Source organism: Kosakonia sp. H7A, assembly GCF_003028445.1.
In the GTDB taxonomy this organism is placed as follows: domain Bacteria; phylum Pseudomonadota; class Gammaproteobacteria; order Enterobacterales; family Enterobacteriaceae; genus Kosakonia; species Kosakonia radicincitans.
Genome location: NZ_PYTZ01000008.1, coordinates 191,190 through 216,267 on the forward strand (window position 1 = coordinate 191,190; position 25,078 = coordinate 216,267).

Annotated in this window: 22 protein-coding genes; 19 read left to right on the forward strand and 3 right to left on the reverse strand. The window is 50.4% G+C overall.

Features of this window, described 5'->3' with window-relative positions; genetic code table 11:
* The first annotated feature begins 3 nt into the window (after window positions 1–3).
* The 15 genes from CWM66_RS22470 to CWM66_RS22535 all read left to right on the forward strand — a co-directional run bounded on the left by CWM66_RS22470 (window position 4) and on the right by CWM66_RS22535 (window position 16,474).
* Window positions 4–1,113, forward strand: a complete 1,110-nt coding sequence (locus CWM66_RS22470; RefSeq protein ID WP_007370628.1) for a flagellar basal body P-ring protein FlgI — start codon at window positions 4–6, stop codon at window positions 1,111–1,113.
* Window positions 1,113–2,078: a flagellar assembly peptidoglycan hydrolase FlgJ gene (flgJ, locus tag CWM66_RS22475; RefSeq protein WP_107147316.1), complete on the forward strand. Its 966-nt coding sequence runs from the start codon at window positions 1,113–1,115 to the stop codon at window positions 2,076–2,078. The genes CWM66_RS22470 and flgJ overlap by 1 nt, the downstream gene beginning before the upstream one ends.
* Window positions 2,079–2,178: 100 nt before the next feature.
* Window positions 2,179–3,819, forward strand: a complete 1,641-nt coding sequence (flgK, locus tag CWM66_RS22480; RefSeq protein ID WP_007370630.1) for a flagellar hook-associated protein FlgK — start codon at window positions 2,179–2,181, stop codon at window positions 3,817–3,819.
* Between the two features lie 48 nt (window positions 3,820–3,867).
* Window positions 3,868–4,794, forward strand: coding sequence for a flagellar hook-associated protein FlgL (gene flgL / locus CWM66_RS22485; RefSeq protein WP_227136478.1), 927 nt, complete (start codon window positions 3,868–3,870; stop codon window positions 4,792–4,794).
* A 111-nt stretch (window positions 4,795–4,905) separates the two neighbouring features.
* Window positions 4,906–6,567 (forward strand): methyl-accepting chemotaxis protein, encoded by a 1,662-nt coding sequence (locus tag CWM66_RS22490; RefSeq protein ID WP_071921255.1) that lies wholly within the window; start codon window positions 4,906–4,908, stop codon window positions 6,565–6,567.
* Between the two features lie 127 nt (window positions 6,568–6,694).
* Window positions 6,695–7,423: an RNA polymerase sigma factor FliA gene (locus CWM66_RS22495; protein WP_007370633.1), complete on the forward strand. Its 729-nt coding sequence runs from the start codon at window positions 6,695–6,697 to the stop codon at window positions 7,421–7,423.
* Between the two features lie 16 nt (window positions 7,424–7,439).
* Window positions 7,440–7,787, forward strand: a complete 348-nt coding sequence (flhD, locus tag CWM66_RS22500) for a flagellar transcriptional regulator FlhD (protein ID WP_007370634.1) — start codon at window positions 7,440–7,442, stop codon at window positions 7,785–7,787.
* A gap of 13 nt (window positions 7,788–7,800) precedes the next feature.
* Window positions 7,801–8,349 carry a flagellar transcriptional regulator FlhC gene (flhC, locus tag CWM66_RS22505; RefSeq protein ID WP_007370635.1) on the forward strand — a complete coding sequence of 183 codons (549 nt, stop codon included), beginning with the start codon at window positions 7,801–7,803 and terminating at the stop codon, window positions 8,347–8,349.
* A gap of 124 nt (window positions 8,350–8,473) precedes the next feature.
* Window positions 8,474–9,364 carry a flagellar motor stator protein MotA gene (motA, locus tag CWM66_RS22510; RefSeq protein WP_007370636.1) on the forward strand — a complete coding sequence of 297 codons (891 nt, stop codon included), beginning with the start codon at window positions 8,474–8,476 and terminating at the stop codon, window positions 9,362–9,364.
* A complete protein-coding gene (gene motB / locus CWM66_RS22515) occupies window positions 9,361–10,299 on the forward strand; it encodes a flagellar motor protein MotB (RefSeq protein ID WP_035888274.1) in 939 nt (312 codons plus the stop codon). The genes motA and motB overlap by 4 nt, the downstream gene beginning before the upstream one ends.
* Window positions 10,300–12,363, forward strand: a complete 2,064-nt coding sequence (gene cheA, locus CWM66_RS22520) for a chemotaxis protein CheA (protein WP_007370638.1) — start codon at window positions 10,300–10,302, stop codon at window positions 12,361–12,363.
* Complete coding sequence (gene cheW / locus CWM66_RS22525) at window positions 12,350–12,856, forward strand: chemotaxis protein CheW (RefSeq protein WP_007370639.1); 507 nt, start codon at window positions 12,350–12,352, stop codon at window positions 12,854–12,856. The genes cheA and cheW overlap by 14 nt, the downstream gene beginning before the upstream one ends.
* A 209-nt stretch (window positions 12,857–13,065) precedes the next feature.
* Window positions 13,066–13,200 carry a hypothetical protein gene (locus tag CWM66_RS29440; protein ID WP_007370640.1) on the forward strand — a complete coding sequence of 45 codons (135 nt, stop codon included), beginning with the start codon at window positions 13,066–13,068 and terminating at the stop codon, window positions 13,198–13,200.
* A 49-nt stretch (window positions 13,201–13,249) separates the two neighbouring features.
* Entirely contained in the window at window positions 13,250–14,428 is a 1,179-nt protein-coding gene (locus tag CWM66_RS22530) for an alpha/beta hydrolase-fold protein (RefSeq protein WP_035888276.1), read from the forward strand.
* 531 nt (window positions 14,429–14,959) lie between these two features.
* Window positions 14,960–16,474, forward strand: a complete 1,515-nt coding sequence (locus CWM66_RS22535; RefSeq protein ID WP_071921252.1) for a sensor domain-containing diguanylate cyclase — start codon at window positions 14,960–14,962, stop codon at window positions 16,472–16,474.
* A 63-nt stretch (window positions 16,475–16,537) separates the two neighbouring features.
* Here the strand turns inward: CWM66_RS22535 and CWM66_RS22540 are convergent, their stop codons facing one another.
* Both CWM66_RS22540 and CWM66_RS22545 read right to left on the reverse strand, forming a co-directional pair.
* On the reverse strand, window positions 16,538–18,223 hold the full coding sequence (locus CWM66_RS22540) for an NAD-dependent malic enzyme (protein WP_071921251.1): 1,686 nt from the start codon (window positions 18,221–18,223) through the stop codon (window positions 16,538–16,540).
* Window positions 18,224–18,290: 67 nt separating this feature from the next.
* Entirely contained in the window at window positions 18,291–19,232 is a 942-nt protein-coding gene (locus CWM66_RS22545; RefSeq protein ID WP_035888280.1) for an AEC family transporter, read from the reverse strand.
* Between the two features lie 444 nt (window positions 19,233–19,676).
* Here CWM66_RS22545 and CWM66_RS22550 point away from each other — a divergent pair, with 444 nt between their 5' ends.
* Complete coding sequence (locus CWM66_RS22550) at window positions 19,677–21,008, forward strand: 2-hydroxycarboxylate transporter family protein (RefSeq protein WP_007370647.1); 1,332 nt, start codon at window positions 19,677–19,679, stop codon at window positions 21,006–21,008.
* 168 nt (window positions 21,009–21,176) lie between these two features.
* On the opposite strand, the gene CWM66_RS22555 is transcribed toward CWM66_RS22550, so the two are convergent.
* A complete protein-coding gene (locus CWM66_RS22555; protein WP_007370648.1) occupies window positions 21,177–22,415 on the reverse strand; it encodes a FliC/FljB family flagellin in 1,239 nt (412 codons plus the stop codon).
* A 379-nt stretch (window positions 22,416–22,794) separates the two neighbouring features.
* On the opposite strand from CWM66_RS22555, the gene fliD reads away from it, so the two are divergent.
* The 3 genes from fliD to fliT are packed head-to-tail and all read left to right on the forward strand — an operon-like array spanning window position 22,795 to window position 25,057.
* A complete protein-coding gene (gene fliD, locus CWM66_RS22560; protein ID WP_107147317.1) occupies window positions 22,795–24,270 on the forward strand; it encodes a flagellar filament capping protein FliD in 1,476 nt (491 codons plus the stop codon).
* Window positions 24,271–24,318: 48 nt separating this feature from the next.
* Complete coding sequence (fliS, locus tag CWM66_RS22565) at window positions 24,319–24,726, forward strand: flagellar export chaperone FliS (RefSeq protein ID WP_107147318.1); 408 nt, start codon at window positions 24,319–24,321, stop codon at window positions 24,724–24,726.
* Window positions 24,719–25,057: a flagellar protein FliT gene (fliT, locus tag CWM66_RS22570; RefSeq protein ID WP_071921250.1), complete on the forward strand. Its 339-nt coding sequence runs from the start codon at window positions 24,719–24,721 to the stop codon at window positions 25,055–25,057. Before fliS ends, fliT begins: the two co-directional genes overlap by 8 nt.
* Window positions 25,058–25,078: the final 21 nt, after the last annotated feature.

A 25,078-nucleotide genomic window follows, 5' to 3' on the forward strand; every position in this document is an offset into this window, starting at 1 on the left:
TTGATGATGAAAACTGCTTTTTTAACCTGCTTTATGGCGCTGCTTTGCCTGCTGTTACCGGCAACAGCCAGCGCAGAACGTATCCGCGATCTGACGACGGTAGAAGGCGTTCGCAGTAACTCTCTGATGGGCTACGGCCTGGTGGTTGGGCTGGACGGTACCGGCGACCAGACCATGCAAACGCCTTTCACCACGCAAAGCCTGAACAACATGCTGTCGCAACTGGGCATTACGGTGCCCGCAGGCGTCAACATGCAGTTGAAAAACGTGGCGGCGGTGATGGTGACTGCCGAGTTACCGCCTTTTGCCCAGCCAGGCGCGAAAATTGACGTGGTGGTTTCCTCGATGGGTAACTCGAAAAGCCTGCGCGGCGGCACGCTGCTGATGACGCCGCTGAAAGGGGCCGACAGCCAGATTTATGCGCTGGCGCAGGGGAACCTGCTGGTTTCCGGTGCGGGTGCGCAGGCAGGCGGCAGCCGGGTGCAGGTCAATCAGCTTAACGGTGCCCGCATCAGCGGCGGTGCGACGGTAGAGCGTAGCGTCCCGTCAGGTTTTGCCGGGCAGAATACGTTGATGCTGCAACTGAATAATGAAGATTTTACCGTCGCGCAGCAGATCAGCGACGCCATCAACCGACGCTACCCTGGCAGCGCCAGCGCGCAGGATTCCCGTACTGTGAGCCTGCGTGCGCCGTTAGACAGCGCATCACGCGTGCGTTTTCTTGCCGAAGTGCAGGATATTCCGCTGCGTGTTGATGCAGGCGATGCGCGGATCATTATCAACTCTCGTACCGGTTCGGTGGTGATCAACGGTCGCGTGGCGCTGGATTCCTGTGCCGTTGCGCAGGGCGATCTGGCGGTCGAAGTGAACCGAACCAACCAGGTCAACCAGCCGAACACGCCGCTGGCGGGCGGACAAACCGTGGTGACGCCGAATACGCAGTTGTCGGTGCGCGAGCAAAATGGCTCCCTGCAACGGGTGAACACCAGCACCGATCTGAACAGTGTGGTCAGAGCGCTGAACAGCCTGGGCGCGACGCCGAACGACTTGATGGCGATTCTGCAATCGATGAAAGCCGCAGGCTGCTTGCGGGCGCGTCTGGAGATCAACTAATGAATAGCGCCAGCGTCTCGCAGGGGGCGGCATTTGATGCGCGTTCGCTTGCTAAGCTGAAACTGGCAGTCAGGGATGACTCGCCAGACGGGCTTAAAGCGGCGGCAAAACAGATGGAAGGTCTGTTTGTGCAGATGATGCTGAAAAGCATGCGCCAGGCCTCGTTCAAAGATGGCCTGTTCAACACCCAGCAGTCTGAGATGTTCACCTCGATGTACGATCAACAGGTGGCGCAGAACATCGCTGATAAAGGGCGAATGGGCTTTGCGGATCTGATGATCCAGCAGATGACCGGTAAAGCCGCGAGTGCGGGCAGCGTGACGACAACGCAGGAAGTGCCGCTGAGTATCAGCCCGGCGCAAATGCTTGTCGCGCCGCTGCATTCCGCAGCGCCAGCGGTGAACGCCGACGTGGAAAATACGCCAGAACCGGAACCAGAGGCACAGCCTAAAACGGCGGCCATTTCCGGGGAAGGGTTCATTTCACGCCTGATGGCACCAGCGATGAAAGTGGCGCGTATGAGCGGGATCCCGCATCAGTTGATTATTGCGCAGGCCGCGCTGGAATCGGGCTGGGGACGCCGGGAAATTATGACCAATGACGGCAAACCCAGCCATAACCTGTTTGGTGTCAAAGCGACAAGTCACTGGGAGGGGGAAACCACGGAAATTACCACCACAGAATATGAGAATGGCGTCGCGCAAAAAGTAAAAGCGAAATTTAAAGTTTATGATTCTTATGCTGACGCGCTGGCTGATTATACATCGTTAATAAGTAGTAATCCTCGTTATAGAAATGTTGTTAATTCAGATTCACCGGAAATAGCCGCAAAAGCACTGCAATCCGCAGGTTATGCGACCGATCCGGCGTATGCGAAAAAACTGATTAATATTGTTCAGCAGGTCAGACAGCATGTGAATCAGGCGGTGGATGCGTGGTCGTCAGATTTTTCTTCATTATTTTAAGCTCCGGGCTTTAGTGAATTCTTACCGGGCCGATTAAATATATAGAGCGTATTTTTACCGGAGATAATGGATCTCCTCTTCCGATCATGGTCGATAATTTATGAATTTATTCAATCTTGCCCAAAGTGGGCTGAGTGCTGCTCAAAACGCATTGAATGTCGTCGGTAATAACCTGACCAATGCGACGACATCAGGCTATAGCCGACAGAATATTATTCTGGGAGAAGCGGGTGGTAAATCCACAAATTACGGCTTCTTCGGCTACGGCGTAAAAACAGGCGACGTGCAGCGTGCCTATGATGGTTTTATTAGCAATCAGGTACGCGGCGCAGCCACTCAATATATGTCATTAACGGGTCGTTACGAGCAAGTTAGCCAAATTGATAATATGTTGGGCGACAGTACCAATAATATTTCAACCAGCATGGATGGACTGTTTGAAGCCATGGAAGCCGTGAGTAAAGATCCGGTTGATCCTGCGGCTCGGCAGGGCGTACTGGCGCAATTTAATGCCATTGCTAACCAATATCGTTCAAACAGCTCAACATTAAACGGTCTTGAGAAAAGTACGAATACACAAATTGATCAGACCGTGACGGATATTAATGCCTGTACCAAACAACTTGCCGAACTGAATCAGCAGATTGAGAAGATTCACGGGCAGACCGGTGGTATGCCATCCGATTTACTCGATCAGCGCGACCAGCTATTAAATCAGCTGAGTCAGAATATCGGCATTAAGGTCAGCGAGAATAAAGAGACCGGCACGGTTGATGTCTCGATGGGTAATGGTATGGCGCTGGTCAGCGGCGGTAAGTCGTACCAGTTGCAGGCCAGCACTTCCGCAGAAAACCCGGCGCAGACGGTGGTTTCCTATGTCGATGCCTCCGGCAATGCGCTGGCGCTGGATGAAAATGCGACCTCCGGCAAGCTGGGCGGGCTGTTTAAATTCCGTAATGAAGATCTGGTTTCCGCGCGCGATCAACTGAACCAGCTGGCGCTGCAAATGGCAAACAAGTTCAACGAAGTGAACGGTAACGGTTACGATCTGAACGGCAACGCTGGCGGCGATATTTTCTCCATTGGCAACCCGCAGGCGGTTGGCAATACCGACAATGCGGGCAGCGGCTCGCTGGATGTCTCTTTTACCGATATCACGGCAGTGAAATCACAAGATTATCAGCTGGTCTATAACGGGCCGGGCAGCACCGACTGGACGGTAACCACCCGCGACGGGCGCACCATCACGCCGACCATCGGCGGCAATGGCGAACTGGAATTCGAGGGCATTTCCATTATGCCTGGCGGTACGCCGCAACCGGGCGACAGCTTTACGCTTAACCCGACCGATGGCGCAGCCGATCGCATCGCCGTTGCCATTACCGATGGCGATGAAATTGCGGCCTCTTCTTCTGCGGATCCGACAGAGGAGAGCAACAACGAAAACATCCTCGCGTTAATCGGCATTAAAGATGAGGAAGTGGTAGGCAAGATGACGCTGTCAGGTGCGTATGCCAGCCTGGTCAGTTCCGTCGGTTCATCGGTGAGCGCGCTGAAGGGGGACATTACCACCTCCGCCAAAGTCTACGACCAGTGGTCGCTGCAGCAGCAGTCGGTCTCCGGCGTCGATATGAATGAAGAGTACGTCAATATGCAGATGTTCTCTCAGTACTACCAGGCGAATGCGCAGGTATTACAAACGGCGACCACCATTTTCGACACCATTTTAAGTATCCGTTAAGCCTGCGGCCAGCCAGGCTGGCCCACGCTATCCACTCTACAGGGATAAATGATGCGTCTTAGCACACAGTTTATGTTTCAGAGCCGGATTGACAGCCTGTCGAAGGCGATGACCGGTTATAACGATCTCTCCAGCCGCTTGTCTGCCGGACAAACGCTGCTGACGCCGTCTGACGATCCGACCGGCGCTTCACAGGCGGTAACGCTGCAAAGCGCGCTGTCGAGAATGAGCCAGTTCGATATGGCGCGCACTTACGCGCAGGACGCGCTGGGCCAGGAAGATAACACTCTCGGTTCGATTGCCAATCTGCTGTCTGAAGATCTGAGTGAAAAAATCGTCGCCGCGGGTAATGGCGCCTATTCTGATGAAGATCGTCAGGCGCTGGCGACGGAATTGCAGGGGATCCGCGACAACTTACTGGATCTGGCGAACACCAAAAACAGCGATGGCCGCTATATCTTCGGCGGCTACAAAACCGGTTCTGCGCCTTTCCAGGATGATGGCACTTACGTTGGCGGTGATACGGCGATGACGCAAGTGGTTTCTGACAGCACCGAAATGCAGGTCGGTCACACTGGCAGCGATGTCTTTATGAGCGGTACGGCGGATGATCTGTTTGCCTCGCTGGATGCGGCTATCTCAGCATTACAACAACCGGTGACCAACGATGCCGATCGTCAGGCGTTGCAGGATACGCTGGACAGCACCAACCGCAGCATCAAGAGCAACATCGATAACCTCGGTAAAGTGCGCGCCGTCGTCGGCACCAACTTACAGCAACTGGAAACGCTCGGTTTCAGCGCGGATGCGCTGGGGATTGATACCCAAAGTCATCTGCAAGAGACGCTAGGTTCCGACTGGGATTCGATGATCACTCTGCTGTCACAGTCAAAAATGTCTGAGTTCGCGCTGAATTCATCGATGACGGTTTTTCAGTCGATGCAACAACTGAATATCTTCAACATCGTTGGTTAACCCTCGCGATATTTTTTTTATTGTTTATCGGCAGGAGCGAAATTAAAACCACACGGAAAAAATATCGTTAAAAGATATTTTGTGGCGCTCCTTTACTTCAAAGGTCTCTCTATGTTTAAAGAGTTAAAAATTTCAACCGGGATCAGTATTGTTCTCGGTGTTATTGTTGTCTGTATTATTTTTGTTTCATCTTATGGAATGAGTAATGCGCTGACTGCGGCAGATAATTTCGATGCAACTGTCGTAGCGAATAAAAAAATTGATACGCTTAATGATGCATTAATTAGCGTAAACAGTAGCGTTTCCCGCGTGAATGCCATGATGCTGGCCGTCATGCTGCAACAGGAAATAAAACAAGACGATATTGCGGAGATCAGTGCCACGCTGGCTGACGCACAAAAAAAGGTGAATACCTTCGCCACCTCGCCTTTCGATGATGAAACCGAGAAAAAAATCGGCCATGACATTCAGCAGAGTTTTGAAGCGGTAATTTCTACCACATTGAATAAAAAGGAATTTATCACCAATCCAGGCAACTATCACGGTAACCTGCTGGCAGAATCCAAACAGCGTATTGCCTTGCAGGATCGTGTTTCTCAATACGTAGAGTACGCAAATCGCCTGCTCAAACAGTATGGTGAAACTTCGCACGGGCACATTCAGAAAATGATTATTTTCACTGCCGTGGCACTGGTTGTGGCCCTGCTGTGCGCCTTCCTTTCCCGTCAGTGGCTTAAGCGAACGCTGTTCCGACGTCTGGAGCAGGTGAAACAGTCTTTCCAGTTGATTGCTACCGGCAACCTGAGCGAAGCGATTGATATTGGTGCAAAAAACGAAATTGGCGAGATGCTGATTGAAGTCGAAAAGATGCGTCTGTCGCTGACCGATACGGTCTATGGCATTCGTAACGGCGTGAAGCATATTTATGGTAATGCGCAAGAAATCGCCAACAGCAACAACGATCTCTCTTCACGTACCGAAGAGCAGGCTTCCGCGCTGCAACAAACCGCAGCCAGCATGGAAGAGCTGAAAATCACCGTGCGTCAGAACGCCGACAACGCCCACAGCGCGAAACAACTGGCGGAAAGCGCCAGCAGCAGCGCGCAAAGTGGTGGTGAAGTGATGGGCAATCTTGAGCGCATCATGGAAGAAATTACGGTTAACTCCCGTCAAATTGCCGACATCAACAGCGTTATTGACAGCATTGCTAACCAGACCAACATCCTGGCGCTTAACGCGGCAGTGGAAGCGGCCCGCGCCGGGGAACAGGGGCGTGGCTTTGCCGTGGTCGCAGGCGAAGTGCGTAACCTGGCAAAACGCAGCGCCGATGCTGCTAAAGAGATCCGTCAGCTGATCAACACCTGCGTGGCGAATATGAATACCGGCTCGCAGGAAGTGCAACTGGCCGGTACATCGATGCAGGAGATCGTGAAGTCTGTTATCCAGGTGACTGATATTATGGCGGAAATCGCTTCTGCTTCTGAAGAGCAAAGCACCGGCATCAACCAGATTGCCCAGGCGGTCAACGAAATGGACCTCGTCACGCAGCAGAACGCCACGATGGTTGAGCAGGCGGCTGGCACGGCCACGAATGTCGAACAGCATGCCCGTAATCTCGATCAGATTGTCGCGGAGTTTACGGTGAATGAGCACCATGTTTCGGCTGTAGCCCGTGAGCGAAATAAGGTTGAAGTTCCCCGCGTGGTTAATTCTCCGGTTATTCGGGAATTCTCACCTGCGCCAAAAACAGAAGGTGAATGGGAAACCTTTTAATTTCTGTCGTGCCGCCATGACGTAAATAAGGAGTATGTTTCACTTTCCGTTCGCTTATCGGGCTATTTGATTTGGCGATTATTAATAATAATTTAAATATATTAATAGCACTTCGGGAATGGTTATAGTGAATGGGATTTATCGCTCTGACGGCACAATTCAGAAAGAACAACTATGGCCTAAATATGGTTATTTAGTCCGCTACGAAGCACTGAAATTACAATCCAAATTATCATCAAGCGTTGATATTGACGATTTAATTCAGGCAGGCGCCATTGCGCTTCTGGATGCAGTAGAACAGTTTGACCCGACTAAAGGGGTCAAGATGAGCGTTTATATTGCACAACGCCTTCGCTGGGCATTTATGGATGAATTACGCGAACATGACTGGGTTCCTCGCCGCGTTCGCCGTAAATCCCGCGAAGTCTCTGCCGCGATTATGCGGGTGGAACAGAGCACCGGCGGTGTTGCTTCGGAAGCGGATGTTGCAGCGGAAATGGGAATGTCGCTGCAGGAGTATCAGCAGACGCTGGCAGATACGAATACCAGCATGCTCTGCTCGCTGGATGAGCTCCAGGAGCTGCTGGCAGATGGTCTTGAACTGGAAGAGATGGAACAGGATCACTTAGACCCGTTGCATGATGCGCTGTTAGGCGATCTGACAAAGCAAGTCAGCAATGAGATCAAAGCGTTGCCGGAAAGAGAGCAGATGCTGCTGAATCTTTATTATCAACAAGATTTGAATATGAAAGAGGTTGGCGTGCTGCTGGGCATTACGGAAACACGCGTGAGCCAGCTGCATAGCCAAACAATTAAACGATTACGGGCCCGCCTGGAAGATCGCGGGTGGGAATAATAAGGGTACGTTTACCATGAATGTGACAGCGTTTGACGAGCCACTGCAATGTATCCGGGATATGAATCTTTCTTACCTGCTGCTGGCGCAGCGGTTAATTATGGAAGACAAATTATCCGCTACATTTCGCCTTGGGTTAAATGAATCAACAATTGATATGTTGAAAGATTTATCGCTTTCACAGCTTATTAAACTTTCATCAACAGGCCAGCTAATATGCCGTTTGCGCATTGACAGCGATATGGTTATCGACTGTCTGACGAAAGATTCGCGTATTGATGCTTTACAAAACATTCATACTGGAATCATTTTGTCTACAGAATTACTTAATTCTCTTGCCGAGGAAGAACGTCCGGCGGCCTGACAGGGAAATATCTATGTGTGAGAAAAGCATCATCTCTGAAATCAAGGATGCGCAAATCGCCGTGGAATTGATCTCCTTTGGTGCACGGATGCAAGTCCTCGAGAGCGAAACAAGTTTAAGTCGCCGCAAGCTTTTAAAACTTTATAAAGAAATTAAGGGATGTTCACCACCGAAGGGGATGTTACCGTTTTCCGCGGACTGGTATATGTCCTGGGAACAGAATATTCACTCATCGATTTTCTATAATATTTATCGTTATCTGGAAAAAACCGAAGGTGGCCGTCCTGTTGAAACAATGCTGAAAAGTTATCGTCTGTACCTTGAGAATAGTCTTGACGGCAAAGATAAAAAACCTGTGCTCGGTATTACTCGCGCATGGACGTTATTACGATTTGTTGATTGCGGCATGATCAGGCATACGGAATGTTGCTCTTGTGGTGGTTCGTTTATTACCACACAGGAGAGCCCTGACGCTATATACACTTGCAGTTTGTGTTTTCCGCCTTCGCGAGCAATTAAACGTGTCAATCCGGAAGTTTTTTTAATGGATCGGTACCGGTAAATATTGGCTCACTGCTATGTACATCACCACCCCGTGAAGAACGGCAGCGATGCGTGCCTGGTTACGCGCTTATATGCATGGAATAAAGATGATAAACGGACGTTTAGATTATTAAGGAGTTAACGTGTTAGTCATTATTGGCTATGTCGTGGTATTTGCAGCCGTATTTGGTGGCTTTGCTATCAGTGGCGGTAATCTCGGCGCACTCTTTCAGCCGACTGAATTATTAATCATCGGTGGCGCCGGCTTGGGCGCTTTTCTGGTGGGGAATAATGGCAAAGCGATCCGCGCGACCATGAAATCTTTTCCTCGTTTATTTCGGGGTTCGTATTACACCAAAGCGTTATACATGGATTTAATGGCGCTGATGTATCTGCTGTTGTCAAAAAGCCGTCAAAGTGGGGTTGTTGCGCTGGAGAACGACATAGAAGATCCGCAAAACAGCGCCATCTTTTCTGCCTATCCGCGCCTGCTGGCGGATTCCGAAATCATGAATTTCCTTGTCGATTACCTGCGTCTGATAATCAGCGGCAATATGAATGCCTTTGAAATGGAAGCGCTAATGGATGAGGAGATCGAGACCTGCGAGCACGAACACGACGTTCCGGCGAACAGCATCAATGCCGTGGGTGATGCGCTGCCTGCATTTGGTATCGTTGCGGCGGTGATGGGCGTGGTCAATGCGCTGGCGGCGGCGGATCGCCCGGCGGCGGAGCTGGGGGAACTGATTGCCCATGCGATGGTAGGTACTTTCCTCGGCATCCTGATTGCTTACGGCATGGTTCTGCCGCTGGCAACGTTGCTGCGTCAGCGTAGCGCCGAACATTTGAAAATGCTGGAGTGCATTAAAACCACGCTGCTGTGCAGTATTCATGGTTATGCGCCGCAGATTGCCGTTGAATTTGGCCGTAAAACGCTCTATTCGACTGAGCGCCCGAGTTTTGCTGAACTTGATGAGCACGTGCGCGAAGTCCGCTCCTCTTCATCGTCCGTACCGACGGGAGAGGCAACGTGAAGAAAAAGTCAGCCGCAACCATTGTTGTCCGCAAATTCAACCGAAAAAAACATGAGTCGCACGGCGGCTCATGGAAAATCGCCTACGCGGACTTTATGACCGCGATGATGGCTTTTTTCCTGGTGATGTGGCTGCTCTCATCCTCTTCTCCGGAGCAGCGTATGCAGATCGCTGAATATTTCAAAGTCCCGCTGAAAAACGCGCTGGCGAAGGGCGATAAAGCCAGCCTGAGCGACAGTGTGATCCCCGGCGGCGGGGACGATCCCCTGAAAAATGACGGGGAAGTCTTCAAAAAGACGTTGAATAAAATTGATGAGAAAAAGCGGGAAGCGAATCTGAAGCGCGCCAGAAACAAGCTGCAAAGCCTGATTCAAACCGATCCACGTCTGAACAATTTCACCTCTAATTTACGGCTTTCGCTGACCGATGATGGTCTGCTTATTCAGATCACCGACAGCGCCGATCGCCCGATGTTTAAAGTCGGCAGCCCGGTTCCGGAGAGCTATATGGTGAATATCCTCCAGGCTCTGGTTCCGGTACTGAATGAATTGCCTAACCGCATCATTATGACCGGCCATACCGATGCGCTGCCGTATGCCAATGGCGAAGCGGGTTACAGCAACTGGGAACTCTCCTCCGATCGCGCCAACGCCTCGCGTCGCATTCTGGTTAGCGCCGGGCTTGGCAGCAATAAATTTATCCGGGTGATTGGTACCGCCGACACGATGGTGCAGTCGGGAACGATCGCCGACGACCCGATTAACCGGCGTATCAGTATCCTGGTGCTCAGCCAGGAGCGCGCCAAACAAATCCTGCAGGAAGATGTGCTGCTACGTGACCCTGTCTCTCTGTCGGATGAGAGTAAAAAAGCGGAGCAGGGTGCAGCAGCACCTGCAACGGAATCAACAGTCAAAACGGCCATGGAGAATAACTAAGTGGATATCAGCGACTTTTATCAGGCTTTTTTTGATGAGGCTGACGAGTTGTTGGCCGACATGGAAAAGCACCTGCTTGACCTCGATCTGCTGTCGCCAGACAGAGAAGTATTGAATGCCATTTTTCGCGCCGCCCACTCGATAAAAGGGGGAGCCGGTACGTTTGGTTTTTCTGCGCTGCAGCAGACAATGCATATTCTGGAAAATCTCCTCGATGATGTTCGTAGCGACAAGCTGCGGATTACAGAAGAGATTCGAAGTTTGTTTTTGGAAGGTAAGGACATCATGCAGGATCAACTGGACGCCTACAAATCCTCCTCTGAACCGGATCAGGAGGCTTATCAGTATATTTGCGAAGCGCTACGGCAAATTGCTAACGACCACGCAGCACAGCCGCCTGTTGCGGCGGTTGTCCCGGCGGCTATCGTCGCGCCAGTGACGGCCTCTGCCATCGCGGTGCCGGCGGAAGCTGAAGAGGGCGAACCGCGCCTGCTCATCGTGCTGCAAAAAGTGAAAGATGAGGATCAGGATCCGCTGCTGGAAGAGCTGGCGAATCTGGGGAGCATCAGCGATGTGCAGCGTGAAAACGGCGCTCTGCAACTGGTATTGCAAACCACCACCAGCGCCGATGATATCCAGGCGGTACTGTGCTTTATTCTGGAACCGGAGCAGATAACCATCTCTCCGGCACCAGCTAAAGCTGCTACTCCGCTGGCCGTTGAGGAGGCTGCTGTGCCGGAAGTGGCAGAAAGCAGCGCGGTTGCGCAGCCTGTTGCTGGCGCATCAGCACAGCCGCGTCCTTCGCGACCGGAATCTTCACGCAACCGCCCGCAGGCGGCGGAAGCGAGCAGCATTCGCGTAGCGGTGGAAAAAGTGGATCAGATCATCAACCAGGTTGGCGAACTGATCATCACGCAGGCGATGCTGTCGCAGCTTTCCGGCACCCTTGATTCATCAAGCCACGATACCCTGCTCAATACCATTGTTCAGCTTGAGCGTAATGCCCGCGACCTTCAGGAATCGGTGATGTCTATCCGCATGATGCCGATGGATTACGTCTTTAGCCGCTTCCCGCGTCTGGTTCACGATCTGGCGGCGAAACTGAATAAAGAGGTGGAGCTGACGCTGGTGGGCGGCTCCGCGGAACTGGACAAACGCCTGATCGAACAGATCGTCGATCCGCTGACGCATCTGGTGCGTAACAGCCTCGATCACGGAATTGAACCGGTTGATGTGCGTCGCGCCAACGGCAAGCCGGATAAGGGCAATCTGGTGCTCTCTGCGGAACATCATGGCGGCAATATCATTATTGAAGTGAGCGATGACGGTGCCGGGTTGAACCGCGAAAAAATTCTCGCGCGGGCGCAGGCTCAGGGCATGTTGATCAGCGAAAACATCAGCGATGAAGATGTGTGGATGCTGATTTTCGCCGCCGGGTTCTCCACCGCAGAAAAAGTGACGGATATCTCCGGTCGCGGCGTGGGTATGGACGTTGTGCGCCGTAATATCCAGGAGATGGGCGGCCATATCACCCTCCATTCTGAGCAGGGTAAAGGTTCGACTATCAGGATTATTTTGCCGCTGACGCTGGCAATCCTTGATGGCATGTCGGTTCGCATCGGTTCTGAGATCTATGTGTTGCCGCTCGGCAGCATGATGGAATCGTTAATGCTTTCTGAAACGAAAATGCACCGTATGACCGGTGGTGAACGGATGTTGCAGGTGCGCGATGAGTATTTGCAGCTTGTCGAACTGGGACAACTCTTTGGCATTCACGAAGCGGATTACGACATCAGCGAGGGGATTGCCGTGATTGTACAGAGCGCGGGCAATCGCTATGCCCTGCTGGTGGATCAACTGATCGGTCAGCATCAGGTGGTAGTGAAAAACCTTGAGCAAAACTACCGCAAAATACCGGGCATTTCTGCCGCCACCATTCTGGGGGACGGCAGCGTGGCGTTAATACTGGATGTCGCCGTGTTAACGACATTAGCCAAAAAAAGAGATGCGTTGACAATGGTGCCTGAATCACAGGTTGAAAGGTTATTAAATGAACTTAACTGATACAGAAAAGCAATTGAAGGATGACGCGGGGCATGAATTCCTCGCCTTCCGTCTGGGTAATGAAGAGTACGGCATTGAGATCCTGAAAGTGCAGGAGATCCGTGGCTACGATCGCGTGACACGTATTGCCAATACGCCGGACTTTATCGCTGGCGTCACCAATCTGCGCGGCGTGATTGTGCCAATTGTCGATCTGCGGGTGAAATTCGCTCTTGAGTCGGCCAATTTTGATGACAACACCATTGTGATTGTCCTCAGCCTGAACAGCAGCCGCGTGGTGGGCATTGTCGTTGATGGCGTTTCCGATGTGCTGTCGCTGGACGCCGCGCAGATTAAACCTGCGCCGGAATATACCGTCGCGCTCTCCACGCAATATTTGCTGGGCCTCGGTTCGATGGGTGAGCGGATGTTGATTCTTGTGGATATCGAAAAACTGTTAAACAGTGATGAGATGGAACTGATCGATAAAGTCGCCGATAACGGCTTCAATTAATTCTTTCTGCGTTTTTATTTCACAAGCCTTTCCGGTTAACGGAGAGGCTTTTTTTATTGTTGCTTATTGATAAAAGAATGGGTGTGAGTTCGGAAAGAACACAGTAAAAAACGCCGCCTGTGTAATACGCGTAACGCTAACGCCGCGTCCTCGCTGTATTTCCACTCCCCTGAAAAAATTTACCCAATACGTCGATAAGAAACGTCTGCATGCCTGAATTCCATGCGGAAATGCTTTTTTGTGATATCGGCATTCATGCGCCGGGCAGCGAACAGGGTAATCTCAACGGCACTGATGAGAAAAACAAACCATTTGCCCCAGGTGTTCAGGCTAAGGTCTGGTAGTAATGCCCGGTCGATAAATCTGCATAAATGTGAAAAACGAGGGAGTGATATGAAAAGAAACATCGCTTGTCTGACGCTGGCCATTACCGCTCTGTTGGGCAGCGCGGCTGTTCCGGCTTTTGCTGCGCCCTTTCCGGTGACGCCTGACTTATCGGTACCGGTCAGCCAGTATGTGACGCAGGTTAACGCGGATAAAAGCATAACCTTTCGCCTTTTCGCGCCGGGCGCAAAACGGGTCTCGGTGATCACGGGTTCCACCCCGGACAGCTATGTTTCGCATGATATGAGTAAAGACGCCAGCGGCGTCTGGTCCTGGAAGAGCGGGGCGCTGGCACCGAACCTCTATGAGTACTATTTTGATGTCGATGGGTTCCGCTCGGTGGATACGGGAAGCCGTTTTCAGAAGCCGCAGCGCCAGGTGAATACCAGTTTGATTCTGGTGCCGGGCAGTATTCTCGACGATCGCGCTGTTCCTCATGGCGATCTGTTGACGGTGACTTATCACTCGAAAGAGCTGGGCTCCGAGCGGCGGGTCTATATCTGGACGCCGCCAGGTTATAACGGAAAAGGCGAACCGCTACCGGTGCTCTATTTCTACCACGGTTTTGGCGATACCGGCCTTTCCGCTATCGATCAGGGACGTCTGCCGCAGATCATGGATAACCTGCTGGCCGAAGGGAAAATCAAACCGATGCTGGTCGTGGTTCCGGATACCGAAACTGACATTGTGCAGGCGATCCCGGAGAATTTTCCGCCGAAAGATCGCCGCAAAACATTTTACCCTCTCAATGCCAAAGCGGCAGACCGCGAACTGATGCACGATATTATTCCGCTGGTCGACGCGCGGTTTAACGTACGCAAAGATGCAAGCGGACGCGCGCTGGCAGGGTTGTCGCAAGGGGGATATCAGGCGCTGGTTTCCGGGATGAACCATCTTGAAAGCTTCGGCTGGCTGGCAACCTTTAGCGGTGTCACCACCACAACGGTCCCTGACGCTGGCGTTAGCGCGCAGTTCAGTAAACCGGCGTTAATTAATAAGCAACTGCATAATTTCACCGTTGTTGTCGGAGAAAAGGATTCCGTCACCGGGAAAGACATCGCCGGGCTGAAGAGCGAGCTGGAGAAACAGGGCATTAAGTTTGATTACAAAGTGTACCCCGGTCTGAACCATGAAATGGATGTCTGGCGTCCGGCGTATGCGGAGTTTGTCCAGAAACTGTTTAAGTAATGTAGTGCGCCACCGAGCCTGCTTTACTCTCTTACCCTGAAAGCGTGGATGAGTGAAGCCAGGTGAATGCCTTCCTGGCAATGCGCTTACTTCAACGCCATGGCATCGCCATGGCGTTGGGCTGGAAGGGGCTGGTTCTGCTCAGGAAAGTATATTGGCGATGTCGTTTCGCTGTGTAGAGTGATAGTGCTTACCAGCCGGGCAATCCTTTTAATCACCTTACGATTCAGCAAATTAGACGAAACAAAATAGGATATTTTTCAGTGGCACTACTGTGCTAATTCCAGTCTGTAAGAAATTACGCTCATTCTCGCTTTAATAGTAATAAGATGAATTTATGAATATTTCATATAACACTTTATTAATAAGCAAAGCACAGCTATGCTGCAGGTGTTAATCTTTAAAGTTGAATGCAAAAATGTATTTGCCTGCTGACCGCAACGATTTTCTGCCAGGGTTTATATTTTTAACGATAAAGGTTCTCAGTAATGAAGGTATTTAAGACGTGATTTGGGCTGGTGGTAAATCATAATGAAGAGAGAGAGTTTTATTGGGTTGACAATTCTTGTTGTTGTCTTCTTCGTGATGTCGATAATTTTATCCTTCCATATCTGGATCACCCGTGTACAGACAATCAACGATCTTAATACCAACGTTTCGAATTTAAGCCATACTCTCAATCTTTATTCTGAGGGGGTTATCCGGCAGGGCGAGATGCTCATAGAAAATCTTTCGGACATAACGGAAATTTATGGTGAAGACAAAAGCCAGATTACCAATATAAAGAAAATTCTTGCTGGTCAGGATGAATTGCTGGAGCAACTCAATAATGTTGTTATTTATGATGCTACTGGCAATACGCTCATCGCATTACACGAAAGGCTTTCTGGCCGCGCCAATAGCGCAGACCGTTTTTTCTTCGTTTATCATCAAAACAATACGTCCAAAAAAGTTTTTATTGGTCCTCCCGTAGTAAGCCGGACGAACGGGAAATGGGTGATAACCATCAGTCGCAGGCTGGAAGATCACCAGGGTAGATTTGCCGGGGTCGCCGTTCTCACTCTCAATATTGAAAATTTCCTTGAAACGTTTGGCAAGATCGATATTGGACATTCTGGTGCTATTGCATTAACAAGCGAGTCTGGAATATTACTGATACGCTATCCTTTTGACGATAAATATATTGGTCGGGTTATTTCCAATTCGCCACTTTTTACAACATACCTGAAAAACAGTAATTCCGGTACCGCAAGAAGTGTCTCTCGCTTTGACAATATACCACGGATGTATGCATTTCAAAAAAACAAACGATATGGATTAGTTACCACTGTCGCCGTGAGTATCGACGAAGGAATGTTGGCCTGGAAAAAACAATCAGAGATTCTGATAGTGATTGTTATTTTCCTGATGGGAGGCGTTATAACTTCAGGTTATTTTCTTCTGCGGGATATCCATCGGCGAGTGCGCACCAGTCGTGAATTGTCAAAAACTACTGAATCACTCATGACCGCAAATGAGAAATTAAAGGCTATGGCGGCTGAGGATAGTTTAACCGGGCTGGCGAATCGTCGCAAATTCGATGAGGCGCTGCCCCGTGAGGTATTACAGTGCGCCGTAAATAAGCATGCAATATCCTTGATGCTCATTGATATAGATTACTTTAAAAAATATAACGATAATTACGGGCATTTAGCGGGTGATGACTGTTTACGGCAAGTCGCAACATCCCTGAAAAAAACAATAAAAAGCAGCTCTGCGCTGGTTGCCCGCTATGGTGGAGAAGAGTTTGTTGTTATTCTTCCTGCAATCGATTTGATCGCGGCGGAAAAGAAAGCCAAAAAAATAATTCAAAGTATTTGTCAGGAAAATATCCCTCATGAATATAGCCCGTTCGGAATAGTGACCGTAAGCATTGGTATCGCTTCCGGCCCCGGTCCGGCAGTGAAAGGCAAGGAGACAACGCTTATCGAATTAGCTGATGATGCGCTTTATCACGCAAAATATGCCGGGCGTAATGGCTTTTTCTCCTCAACGCATCTGTTTTAGTTAATGTACGGTTGGTCCTGATTAACGCACGGCAGAGTATGGCTCGCTCTGCCGTGCCGATTCTCAGAAGGACGCGCGTTTGTACGCTTTATAGCGCGCATCCCAATAGATATTTTCGAGACGTGTTGTTAATTCCTCTTCACTCATCAGCGGGCCGACGCCCTCCTGCTGACCCGCCTGGGCTACCTGCAGGGCGATGGCTTTCGATACGGTTTCAATGATATCGACTGGCGGCAGCAGCCCTCCTTTCTCTGTATTTGCCAGCGGAGAGAATGCTGCAAGCGTTTTGCTGGCCACGCTCAGCATGGTGTCGGTGACGCGAGTTAACTTGCCTGCCAGTACGCCCAGACCTAATCCCGGGAAAATATACGCATTGTTGCACTGGGCTATTTCGTACGATTCATCCTGATAAAAGACCGGCTCAAAAGGGCTTCCCGTTGCAATGAGCGCGGCTCCCTGCGTCCATTCAATCAGATCCCGGGGCTGGGCTTCCGCGCGTGAGGTCGGGTTCGACAACGGCATGATAATGGGACGGGAACAGTGACGATGCATCTCTTTCACGATTTCTTCGCTGAAAAGACCGGGTTGCCCGGAAACGCCAATCAGTACGTTGGGATGGACATTGCGCACCACGTCCAGCAGAGACATATTCTCTGAATCGGTATCCCAGTCGGCGATAAGACGACGTGGCGTGACCAGTTTTTGCTGGAAATCCAGTAAATTAGGCATGTCATCTGTTAACAGGCCAAAGCGATCGATCATGAAAATGTTGTTGCGGGCTTCCTCCGGGGTCAGACCATCGTCGACCATCAAGGCAATGATTTTCTCCGCGATGCCGCAGCCGGCGGAGCCGCTGCCGAGGAAAACCACGCGCAGATCGCGTAAGCGCATTCCCGCCGCCTGCGAAGCGGCAATCAGCGTGCCGGTGGTGACCGCTGCCGTTCCCTGAATATCATCATTAAAGCAGCACAGTTGGTGGCGGTAACGGTTCAGAAGTTTGGTCGCATTTTTCTGGGCAAAATCCTCAAATTGCAGGAGGACATTTGGCCAGCGCGCTTTGATGGCCTCAACGAACATATCCATAAATTCGATATAGTCTTCGTCGCTGATTCGCGGATGGCGCCACCCCATATACAGCGGATTTTCAAGATGCTGGCTGTTGTTGGTACCCACATCCAGCATGATAGGCAGCGTCGATGCCGGGTCAATTCCGCCGCACGCGGTATATAACGAAAGTTTGCCAATCGGGATCCCCATCCCTCCGATGCCCTGGTCGCCGAGACCGAGAATGCGTTCCCCATCGGTAACCACAATTACGCGAATATCATTGCGTGAAAAACTTTGCAGCATTTCATCGATGCGGTGCCGATCCGGCCATGAGATAAATAACCCTCTGGCGCGGCGATAAATCTCAGAAAAATGCTCACAGGCTTCGCCTACCGTTGGGGTGTAGATAATTGGCAGGGTTTCCTGCATATGACAGCGCAGAAGATTATAAAAAAGCGTCTCGTTGGTGTCCTGAATATTGCGTAAGTAAACATGGCGGGAGATGTCTTTTTTAAAATGACAAAATTGTTGCCATGCGCGCGCTGTTTGTTCTTCGATGGTTTCAACGTTATGCGGTAATAATCCATACAGATTAAAGGCCAGACGTTCATCCTCAGTGAATGCCAGCCCTTTATTAAGTAACGGGTTTTCCAGTAATACGGCACCATTATAAGGCGTATAAAGCGTTTCTTTGCGTAACATTATTGCTGCTCCTGACTAAATAATAACGGCACGGCTGCCGATGTATCGGGGATAACAGAAAAGAGGCTCAAGAAATCAAGTAGATCATCACGCCCTCAGTTAATACGCCGATCGCAGTGCCAATAAGAATGGAAGAGGATGCGGATTCGATATAAGTGTCGCTGCGCAGGGCGAACATTCCCGCAGCGATAGCAGAAGGTGTTGCACCAATAATCACGACCTGCTGCATTAAGGTGTGGCTCAGGCCAAATGCCAGCCCGGCAACTGCCATCATGGCGGGTTGGATCAGATTTTTGATGCTGATATTGGTAAAGGTCTGGAGATTCAGCGACGGGCGCTCACCGTAAAACAGCAGACCGAGGGCAAACAGCGACAGACCACCAGCAATTTTGCCAACCATCTCAATCGGCGCACTCAACAGATGCGGTAACTGCACACCGGCCAGGCTCAGCACCACACCGGATACGGGGATCCAGACAATCGGGTTACGCACCGCCCGCAGTAAATTCTGCATAATCAGTTTGCCCGGATGTAGCGTTTCAATGTCGCTATCTTTATCGCCCATGCGGATTAAGATAATGGTCAACGGAATCATTAAAACGCTGGTGACTAAATTGCCAATTAGCACACCTAAAAATCCTTCCGGTCCAATCAGCACGGCCAGTACCGGCGCGCCAAAATAGGCCATATCAGGAAAAGCGCAAACCAAAGACTGTATTGCGCTGGTCTTGATATCATGACGAAAAACGTAACGCGACAGGATCAGCGTCAGTAAATAAGAGCCCATCAGACCAATTACCAGCACAGCCATAAACGAGAAGTTTTTGATTTTGTCCGGGTTGGTGTTCAGTGCTCCGATAAAAAGATGAAAGGGTAATGCAAAGCGAATCACCACTGTCGCTAATACAGTGGCATCCTTACGGTGCGTATACCCTAATTTTCCACTTAGCCACCCTAGTAACATGATAAATACTAAAGGGAATAAAGATTGTAGGAGTAGTGAAGGCATAAAATGTCCTGTTTTTGTTTTATTTAAATAGTTTTCAGGCAGGAACTCTATCTATCGTATTTACTTCCAAAGGTGATTAGAATCACACTTCGTGTGTTTTAATTAGTTTCAAAAGGAATACTTTAATTAAATGGAAAGATTGAGGTGCTAAGTTTATATTTTCATTAGAAGAATCTAATGCATGTATCTGCGCAATTATTTTATTTACGAATAGCCTGTTTAAGTTATTTAAATGTGAATTACTACGGCACTCACAAATTCAATAAGCAGTAACTATTGCTCACTTTACAGGCCGAAGATTATGTTATTTATTCAATCATAACTTCCTGGTGGCAATATTTATTTTGTTGGCTTTATTTTTTCAAGCATTTTATCCTATTACGAATAACCCAGCGGTTATTCCTGACCCACTGTTAATTATTAATAGCGAATCAGGTGAAAATAATGAAAGATAATCCTCTCTCTTCCTCTGTTGACGCATCCCCTGCGGGTGCACAACTCTCGCGCCTGCACGGGCTTGAAGTCGGCGCCGTACCCTTGCTGCTCTTTATCGGTATCGCTTCGATTGTCGCCATTTCAGCTATCGCAGGTTTATTGCCGAAAAACATGATTGGCGGCCTGGCGGTGATCATGACGCTTGGTTTTGCCTTTGCCAAAATAGGCCGTATGTTGCCGGTGCTGAAGGACGTCGGTGGGCCAGCAATATTGTGCCTGATGGTGCCCTCGGTACTGGTCTATTTTGGTCTGTTTGAAGCGCATACGTTAGCCACCGTCCATCTGCTGATGAAAGAAGCCAACCTGCTTTATTTTGTTATTGCCTGTCTGGTGGTTGGCAGCATTCTCGGCATGAACCGGGTGATCCTGATCCAGGGCATGATCCGCATGTTTGTGCCCCTGGTGGCCGGTACTGTGGTCGCGGTGCTCGCCGGGCTGCTGGTAGGAACATTATTTGGCTACACGCCGTATCACACCTTTTTCTTTATCATCGTGCCTATTATCGGCGGTGGGATTGGCGAAGGCATATTACCGCTGTCACTGGCCTATTCCGCCATTCTTGGGCAAACCCCGGATGTTTATGTTGCCCAACTGGCACCCGCGGCAGTGGTGGGCAATATCTTTGCCATTATCTGCGCTGGCGTGCTGGCGCGTATAGGAATGCGCCGTCCTTCCCTGACCGGTAACGGTATGCTGATCCGCAGTGATGAGGATAACCGCGTCTTCGCACAGACGCAGGAGGCGCAGCATACCGATTTTCAACTTATGGGCGGCGGGCTGTTGATGATATGCGCCTTTTTTATCGTCGGCGGGTTATTTGAAAAACTGGTGCATATTCCTGGTCCGGTGCTGATGATCCTGATTGCCGTACTGTGCAAGTACGCACAGGTGATCCCCAAATCCATGGAGCAGGGCGCGCACAGTTGCTATAAGTTTGTTTCCGCAGCATTAGTCTGGCCGCTGATGATTGGTCTCGGCATGCTTTATGTGCCGCTGGAAAGCGTGGTCGCGGTATTCTCTGTCGGCTACGTTATTGTGTGCGGCTCCATCGTCATTGCTATGGCGCTCAGCGGTTATTTCATTGCCACAAAGTTAAATATGTATCCGGTCGAGGCGGCGATCGTCACCAGCTGCCATAGTGGCCTCGGCGGTACGGGGGATGTGGCGATCCTCTCAGCATCCAACAGAATGGCATTGATGCCCTTCGCGCAAATCGCCACCCGCATTGGTGGTGCTTCAACGGTCATTTTTGCCACCTTGTTATTAAGCTGGCTCGTCTGAACCACAGGCCCGCAGTCCGGCTGCGGGCGCATCGGATTACGACGATAACGCAAGTTTGAATTCGTTCTTCTCATCTAAGGGATCAGACGAAAAAGAAGAGTTGTAAGGAAAGGGCAAAAAAAAACCGCCCGGAGAGGGCGGTCTTTGGCTTCGGCTGAAAAGCGCGAATTAACGCAGCAGAGACAGGACGTTCTGCGGAACCTGGTTAGCCTGTGCCAGTACAGAAGTACCCGCAGACTGCAGAATGTTCGCACGGCTCATTTCAGAAACTTCAGAAGCGAAGTCAGCATCCAGGATACGTGAACGAGATTCAGACAGGTTGTTAACGGTGTTGTTCAGGTTGCTGATTACAGAATCGAAACGGTTCTGTACCGCACCCAGACCGGAACGCAGTTCGTCAACCTGAGCCAGCGCTTCGTCGATTTTGGTCAGCGGATCTTCAGTTGCCTGAGCGGTAGAAACTGCTTTACCGGAATCAGTCACAACGCCAGCATCGTCAACGGTTGCAGCGGTCAGCGCGCCGTTAGCATCTTCAACATAGTAGTTGCCTTCGCCGTCAGTTTTCAGGGTACCGGTGATACCAGAAACGTCCGGAGCTTTGTCAAACATAACGGCGTCGCCAGCTACGCTGTTGCCCATGGTAACACCTGTTGCAGCAGTGCTAGCGGAGTCAAACGTTACAGCACCCGTTGCATCAGTCGTTGCGAGGAAGTAGTCGCTACCAGATTTAACGTAGATGTTACCGTCGTCACCCTCAACAACGTCATCAGCAGCTTTGCCAGCAGCGTCAGTATCCGTGATGGTGGATACATCGTATTTAGCACCGGTATCAACTTTAACGGTGGTCGCATCAGTCAGGGTGCTTGCGTCAACGCCGTTAGCGATGGTGAAGTCGTCCATACCCAGAGTAGAAGAGTCCATCTGGTTCAGCTGGATATCGATAGTCTGGCCGTCGTTAGAACCCACCTGGATAGACAGAGTCTGATCTTTGCTCAGTACTTTCACGCCGTTGAACTCAGTCTGTTCAGAGATACGGTTGATCTCGTCCAGACGTGCGTTGATTTCGTCCTGGATGGACTGACGGTCAGAATCAGAGTTGGTGCCGTTCTGCGCCTGTACAGACAGACGACGGATGTTCTGCAGGTTATCGTTGATTTCGTTCAGCGCGCCTTCAGTCGTCTGTGCGATAGAGATACCGTCGTTGGCGTTACGGGAAGCCTGGCTCAGACCGTTGATGTTCGCGGTGAAGCGGTTAGAAATTGCCTGACCTGCTGCATCGTCTTTCGCGCTGTTAATACGCAGACCAGAAGACAGACGCTCAATAGCGGTACCCAGAGAGCTCTGAGATTTATTCAGGTTGTTCTGTGCAACGAGGCTGAGGGCGTTAGTGTTAATAACCTGGGACATGTTTATTCCTTAATACTCTATAGTTCACATGGATTATGGTTATGCGTAAGTTGTCTCGCATACTAAATAAATCGGCCCTTCAAAAAAGGACTGAAATTTTTTGCTGCGGAAAGATTTGTTGAATAGCTGAAGGGAATTTCAGGAAACAATGACTTAGCTATTTTTTAGCTGCTATTTCAGCCGATTCTGATATTGAAGATATGAATTGCGCGCACAACTGACGTTATATTCCCTTATCGATTTAGCGAATTTTCTCTGTAGCGCTGAGTTTTTTCTTTCTTCTATATAGTTCCTTTATTAAATATTCATCTTTTTATTTCCCAGGCCGATTGGTTAATAGAATTCACTCAACAAAATGACCTTTCCGACCGGAGACGAAATGGGAATATCATCATTAGGTGTAGGTACTGGCGGGATCGATACGGCATCAATGCTGGAACAGCTGAAGGCCGGTGAGCAATCGCGTTTAACACCCTATACCAAACTACAGAACAGCTATAAGTCGCAGATTTCAGCATGGGGTAAGATCTCCAGCCTGCTGTCGAATCTGCAAAAAAGCGTTACCACCATGGGTTCTGATGCTTTTAATAAAATGAACGTCAGCGCCAATGAAGCCTTTACTGCCGTTGCTGGCAGCGGCGCGCAGGCGGACAGCCATTCGGTGACCATTTCACAGCTCGCGACGGCACATAAACTGAAAACCCAGCCGGAAGCCAGCGCAGATGACATGCTGGGCGAAACCACCGGCGGCAGCCGTACAGTGACGATCACGCAGAATGACGGCAAGACCATGGAAGTGGAGCTGGCGGATGATGAAACCTCACTGAACCAGATTGCGAAAGCGATCAATAAAGAGAAGGGTGATGTTACCGCTTCCGTACAGCGTACCGATGATGGCTACCAGCTGGTACTGAGTTCGAAAAAGACCGGCTCCGATGGCGAAATGACCGTCAGTGTTGATGGTGATAATACGCTGGCGGGTGTGCTGAACACCTCCGGCGGCGGCCAGCATATTAATGATGACGGCTCTGTGGTGGCTGATGGCGGCGCAAACGACAATATGATCGCCGTTTCCGATGCCCAGGATGCCAAACTGCGCGTCGATGGTTCTGACTATACCCGCTCCAGCAACAACATCAGCGACATCATTGACGGCGTGACGCTGAACCTGAAAAAAGTGTCGGAAAACGGCGAAGCTGAGCAGTTGACGCTGACCTCGGATACCTCGGCCATCAAAACCAGCCTGCAGGATTTTGTTAAGCAATACAATGCGCTGCTTACCGAGACTACCGCTGACAGCAAATATGTCGCGGCGGATACCTCCAGCCTGGGTGATGAAGAAGTGGCGACGCAAAACTCCGGTAGCGGCTCGCTGGTGGGGGATTCCACGCTGCGCAGCCTGGTCAGCCAGGTGCGCTCCACCGTCAATGGCGTCTACGGCGATGCCGGGGCAGATTACGGCTCGCTGGCGGATTTAGGCATCAAGATTGATTCGGCAACCGGCCAGATGACGCTGGATGAAGACACGCTGGATGAAGCGATTGCCGATAATCCGGAACAAATCAGCCTGATGTTCTCCGGCCGTGGCGACAGCGAAGGGCTCTCTTCGGCGCTGGGCTCCATCATCACCAGCTACGTTGGCGATTCGAAGACCAAAACGGACGGTTTGATTAAAACCACCACCGACAGCCTGGAGTCGCAAACTAAAATTGCGCAAACCCAGATCGACAAGACGCAGAAGCTGATTGACGCACAGGTCGAACGTTACCGTGTGCAGTTCCAGAACCTCGACACCATGATGTCGAATCTGAACAACATGAGCAGTCAGTTAACGTCATTGCTTTCAACCCTCTAATTTTTCATTGCGCAGGCCCGCCGCGGCCTGCCAACAGGAGTGACAAACATGTATGCAGCACAGGGGAGCCAGGCGTATGAGCAGGTGGGTCTTCAAAGTAAGCTCTCTGGCGCCACGCCGCACCAGTTAATTTCCATGTTGTTCGACGGCGCGCACAGCGCGATTCTGCAAGCCAATATCTATTTTGAGAATGGCAACGTCGCCCAGCGTGGCAAGATGATCTCTAAGGCGATCAATATTATTGATAACGGTTTGCGCGCTGCGCTCGATCACGAAAAGGGCGTACACATTGCCGCAGAACTGGAGCAAATGTACGAATATATGTCGCGGACATTATTAGAGGCGAATCTGCGTAACGAGCCGGAGAAATTAAAGCACATCGATGCGCTGTTAATGAAACTGGCCATGACATGGAAAGAGATCGAACCAACACAACGTCGGGTGAATTATGGGTGAGGTGCTGCCAAAAATTATCGTTGAATTATACGAGATGAATTTAACGCTGCTGGATATGGCAGCGAAAGAAGAATGGGACCTGCTTGCCGAAATGGCCGCTGGCTATATGCTGAAAAAGCAGGACATTATGGAAGTCAGCGCCGATGATCTATCTGTTGCGGAAAGAGAAAATCTGAAAATGGTATTAAAGCAGATGGTCGAAAACGAGGGTGAAATAACCCGGAAATTGCAGGCGCGCCTTCATGTTCTGAAACAGAATCTGTCCTCAATACATCGTGGAACCACGTTCAGTAAGCTCTACTCCAGTCAGCAAACCTCTTCAATACATTAAACAAATAAGGCCCAGTAATTA

Bases quoted from the DNA above. Each gene is read 5' to 3' on its own strand.
- CWM66_RS22470 (WP_007370628.1), top strand. From the start codon at position 4: ATGATGAAAACTGCTTTTTTAACCTGCTTTATGGCGCTGCTTTGCCTG.
- flgJ (WP_107147316.1), top strand. From the start codon at position 1,113: ATGAATAGCGCCAGCGTCTCGCAGGGGGCGGCATTTGATGCGCGTTCG.
- flgK (WP_007370630.1), top strand. From the start codon at position 2,179: ATGAATTTATTCAATCTTGCCCAAAGTGGGCTGAGTGCTGCTCAAAAC.
- flgL (WP_227136478.1), top strand. From the start codon at position 3,868: ATGATGCGTCTTAGCACACAGTTTATGTTTCAGAGCCGGATTGACAGC.
- CWM66_RS22490 (WP_071921255.1), top strand. From the start codon at position 4,906: ATGTTTAAAGAGTTAAAAATTTCAACCGGGATCAGTATTGTTCTCGGT.
- flhD (WP_007370634.1), top strand. From the start codon at position 7,440: ATGAATGTGACAGCGTTTGACGAGCCACTGCAATGTATCCGGGATATG.
- flhC (WP_007370635.1), top strand. From the start codon at position 7,801: ATGTGTGAGAAAAGCATCATCTCTGAAATCAAGGATGCGCAAATCGCC.
- cheW (WP_007370639.1), top strand. From the start codon at position 12,350: ATGAACTTAACTGATACAGAAAAGCAATTGAAGGATGACGCGGGGCAT.
- CWM66_RS29440 (WP_007370640.1), top strand. From the start codon at position 13,066: ATGCCTGAATTCCATGCGGAAATGCTTTTTTGTGATATCGGCATTCAT.
- CWM66_RS22530 (WP_035888276.1), top strand. From the start codon at position 13,250: ATGAAAAGAAACATCGCTTGTCTGACGCTGGCCATTACCGCTCTGTTG.
- CWM66_RS22535 (WP_071921252.1), top strand. From the start codon at position 14,960: ATGAAGAGAGAGAGTTTTATTGGGTTGACAATTCTTGTTGTTGTCTTC.
- CWM66_RS22540 (WP_071921251.1), bottom strand. From the start codon at position 18,223: ATGTTACGCAAAGAAACGCTTTATACGCCTTATAATGGTGCCGTATTA.
- CWM66_RS22545 (WP_035888280.1), bottom strand. From the start codon at position 19,232: ATGCCTTCACTACTCCTACAATCTTTATTCCCTTTAGTATTTATCATG.
- CWM66_RS22550 (WP_007370647.1), top strand. From the start codon at position 19,677: ATGAAAGATAATCCTCTCTCTTCCTCTGTTGACGCATCCCCTGCGGGT.
- CWM66_RS22555 (WP_007370648.1), bottom strand. From the start codon at position 22,415: ATGTCCCAGGTTATTAACACTAACGCCCTCAGCCTCGTTGCACAGAAC.
- fliD (WP_107147317.1), top strand. From the start codon at position 22,795: ATGGGAATATCATCATTAGGTGTAGGTACTGGCGGGATCGATACGGCA.
- fliS (WP_107147318.1), top strand. From the start codon at position 24,319: ATGTATGCAGCACAGGGGAGCCAGGCGTATGAGCAGGTGGGTCTTCAA.
- fliT (WP_071921250.1), top strand. From the start codon at position 24,719: ATGGGTGAGGTGCTGCCAAAAATTATCGTTGAATTATACGAGATGAAT.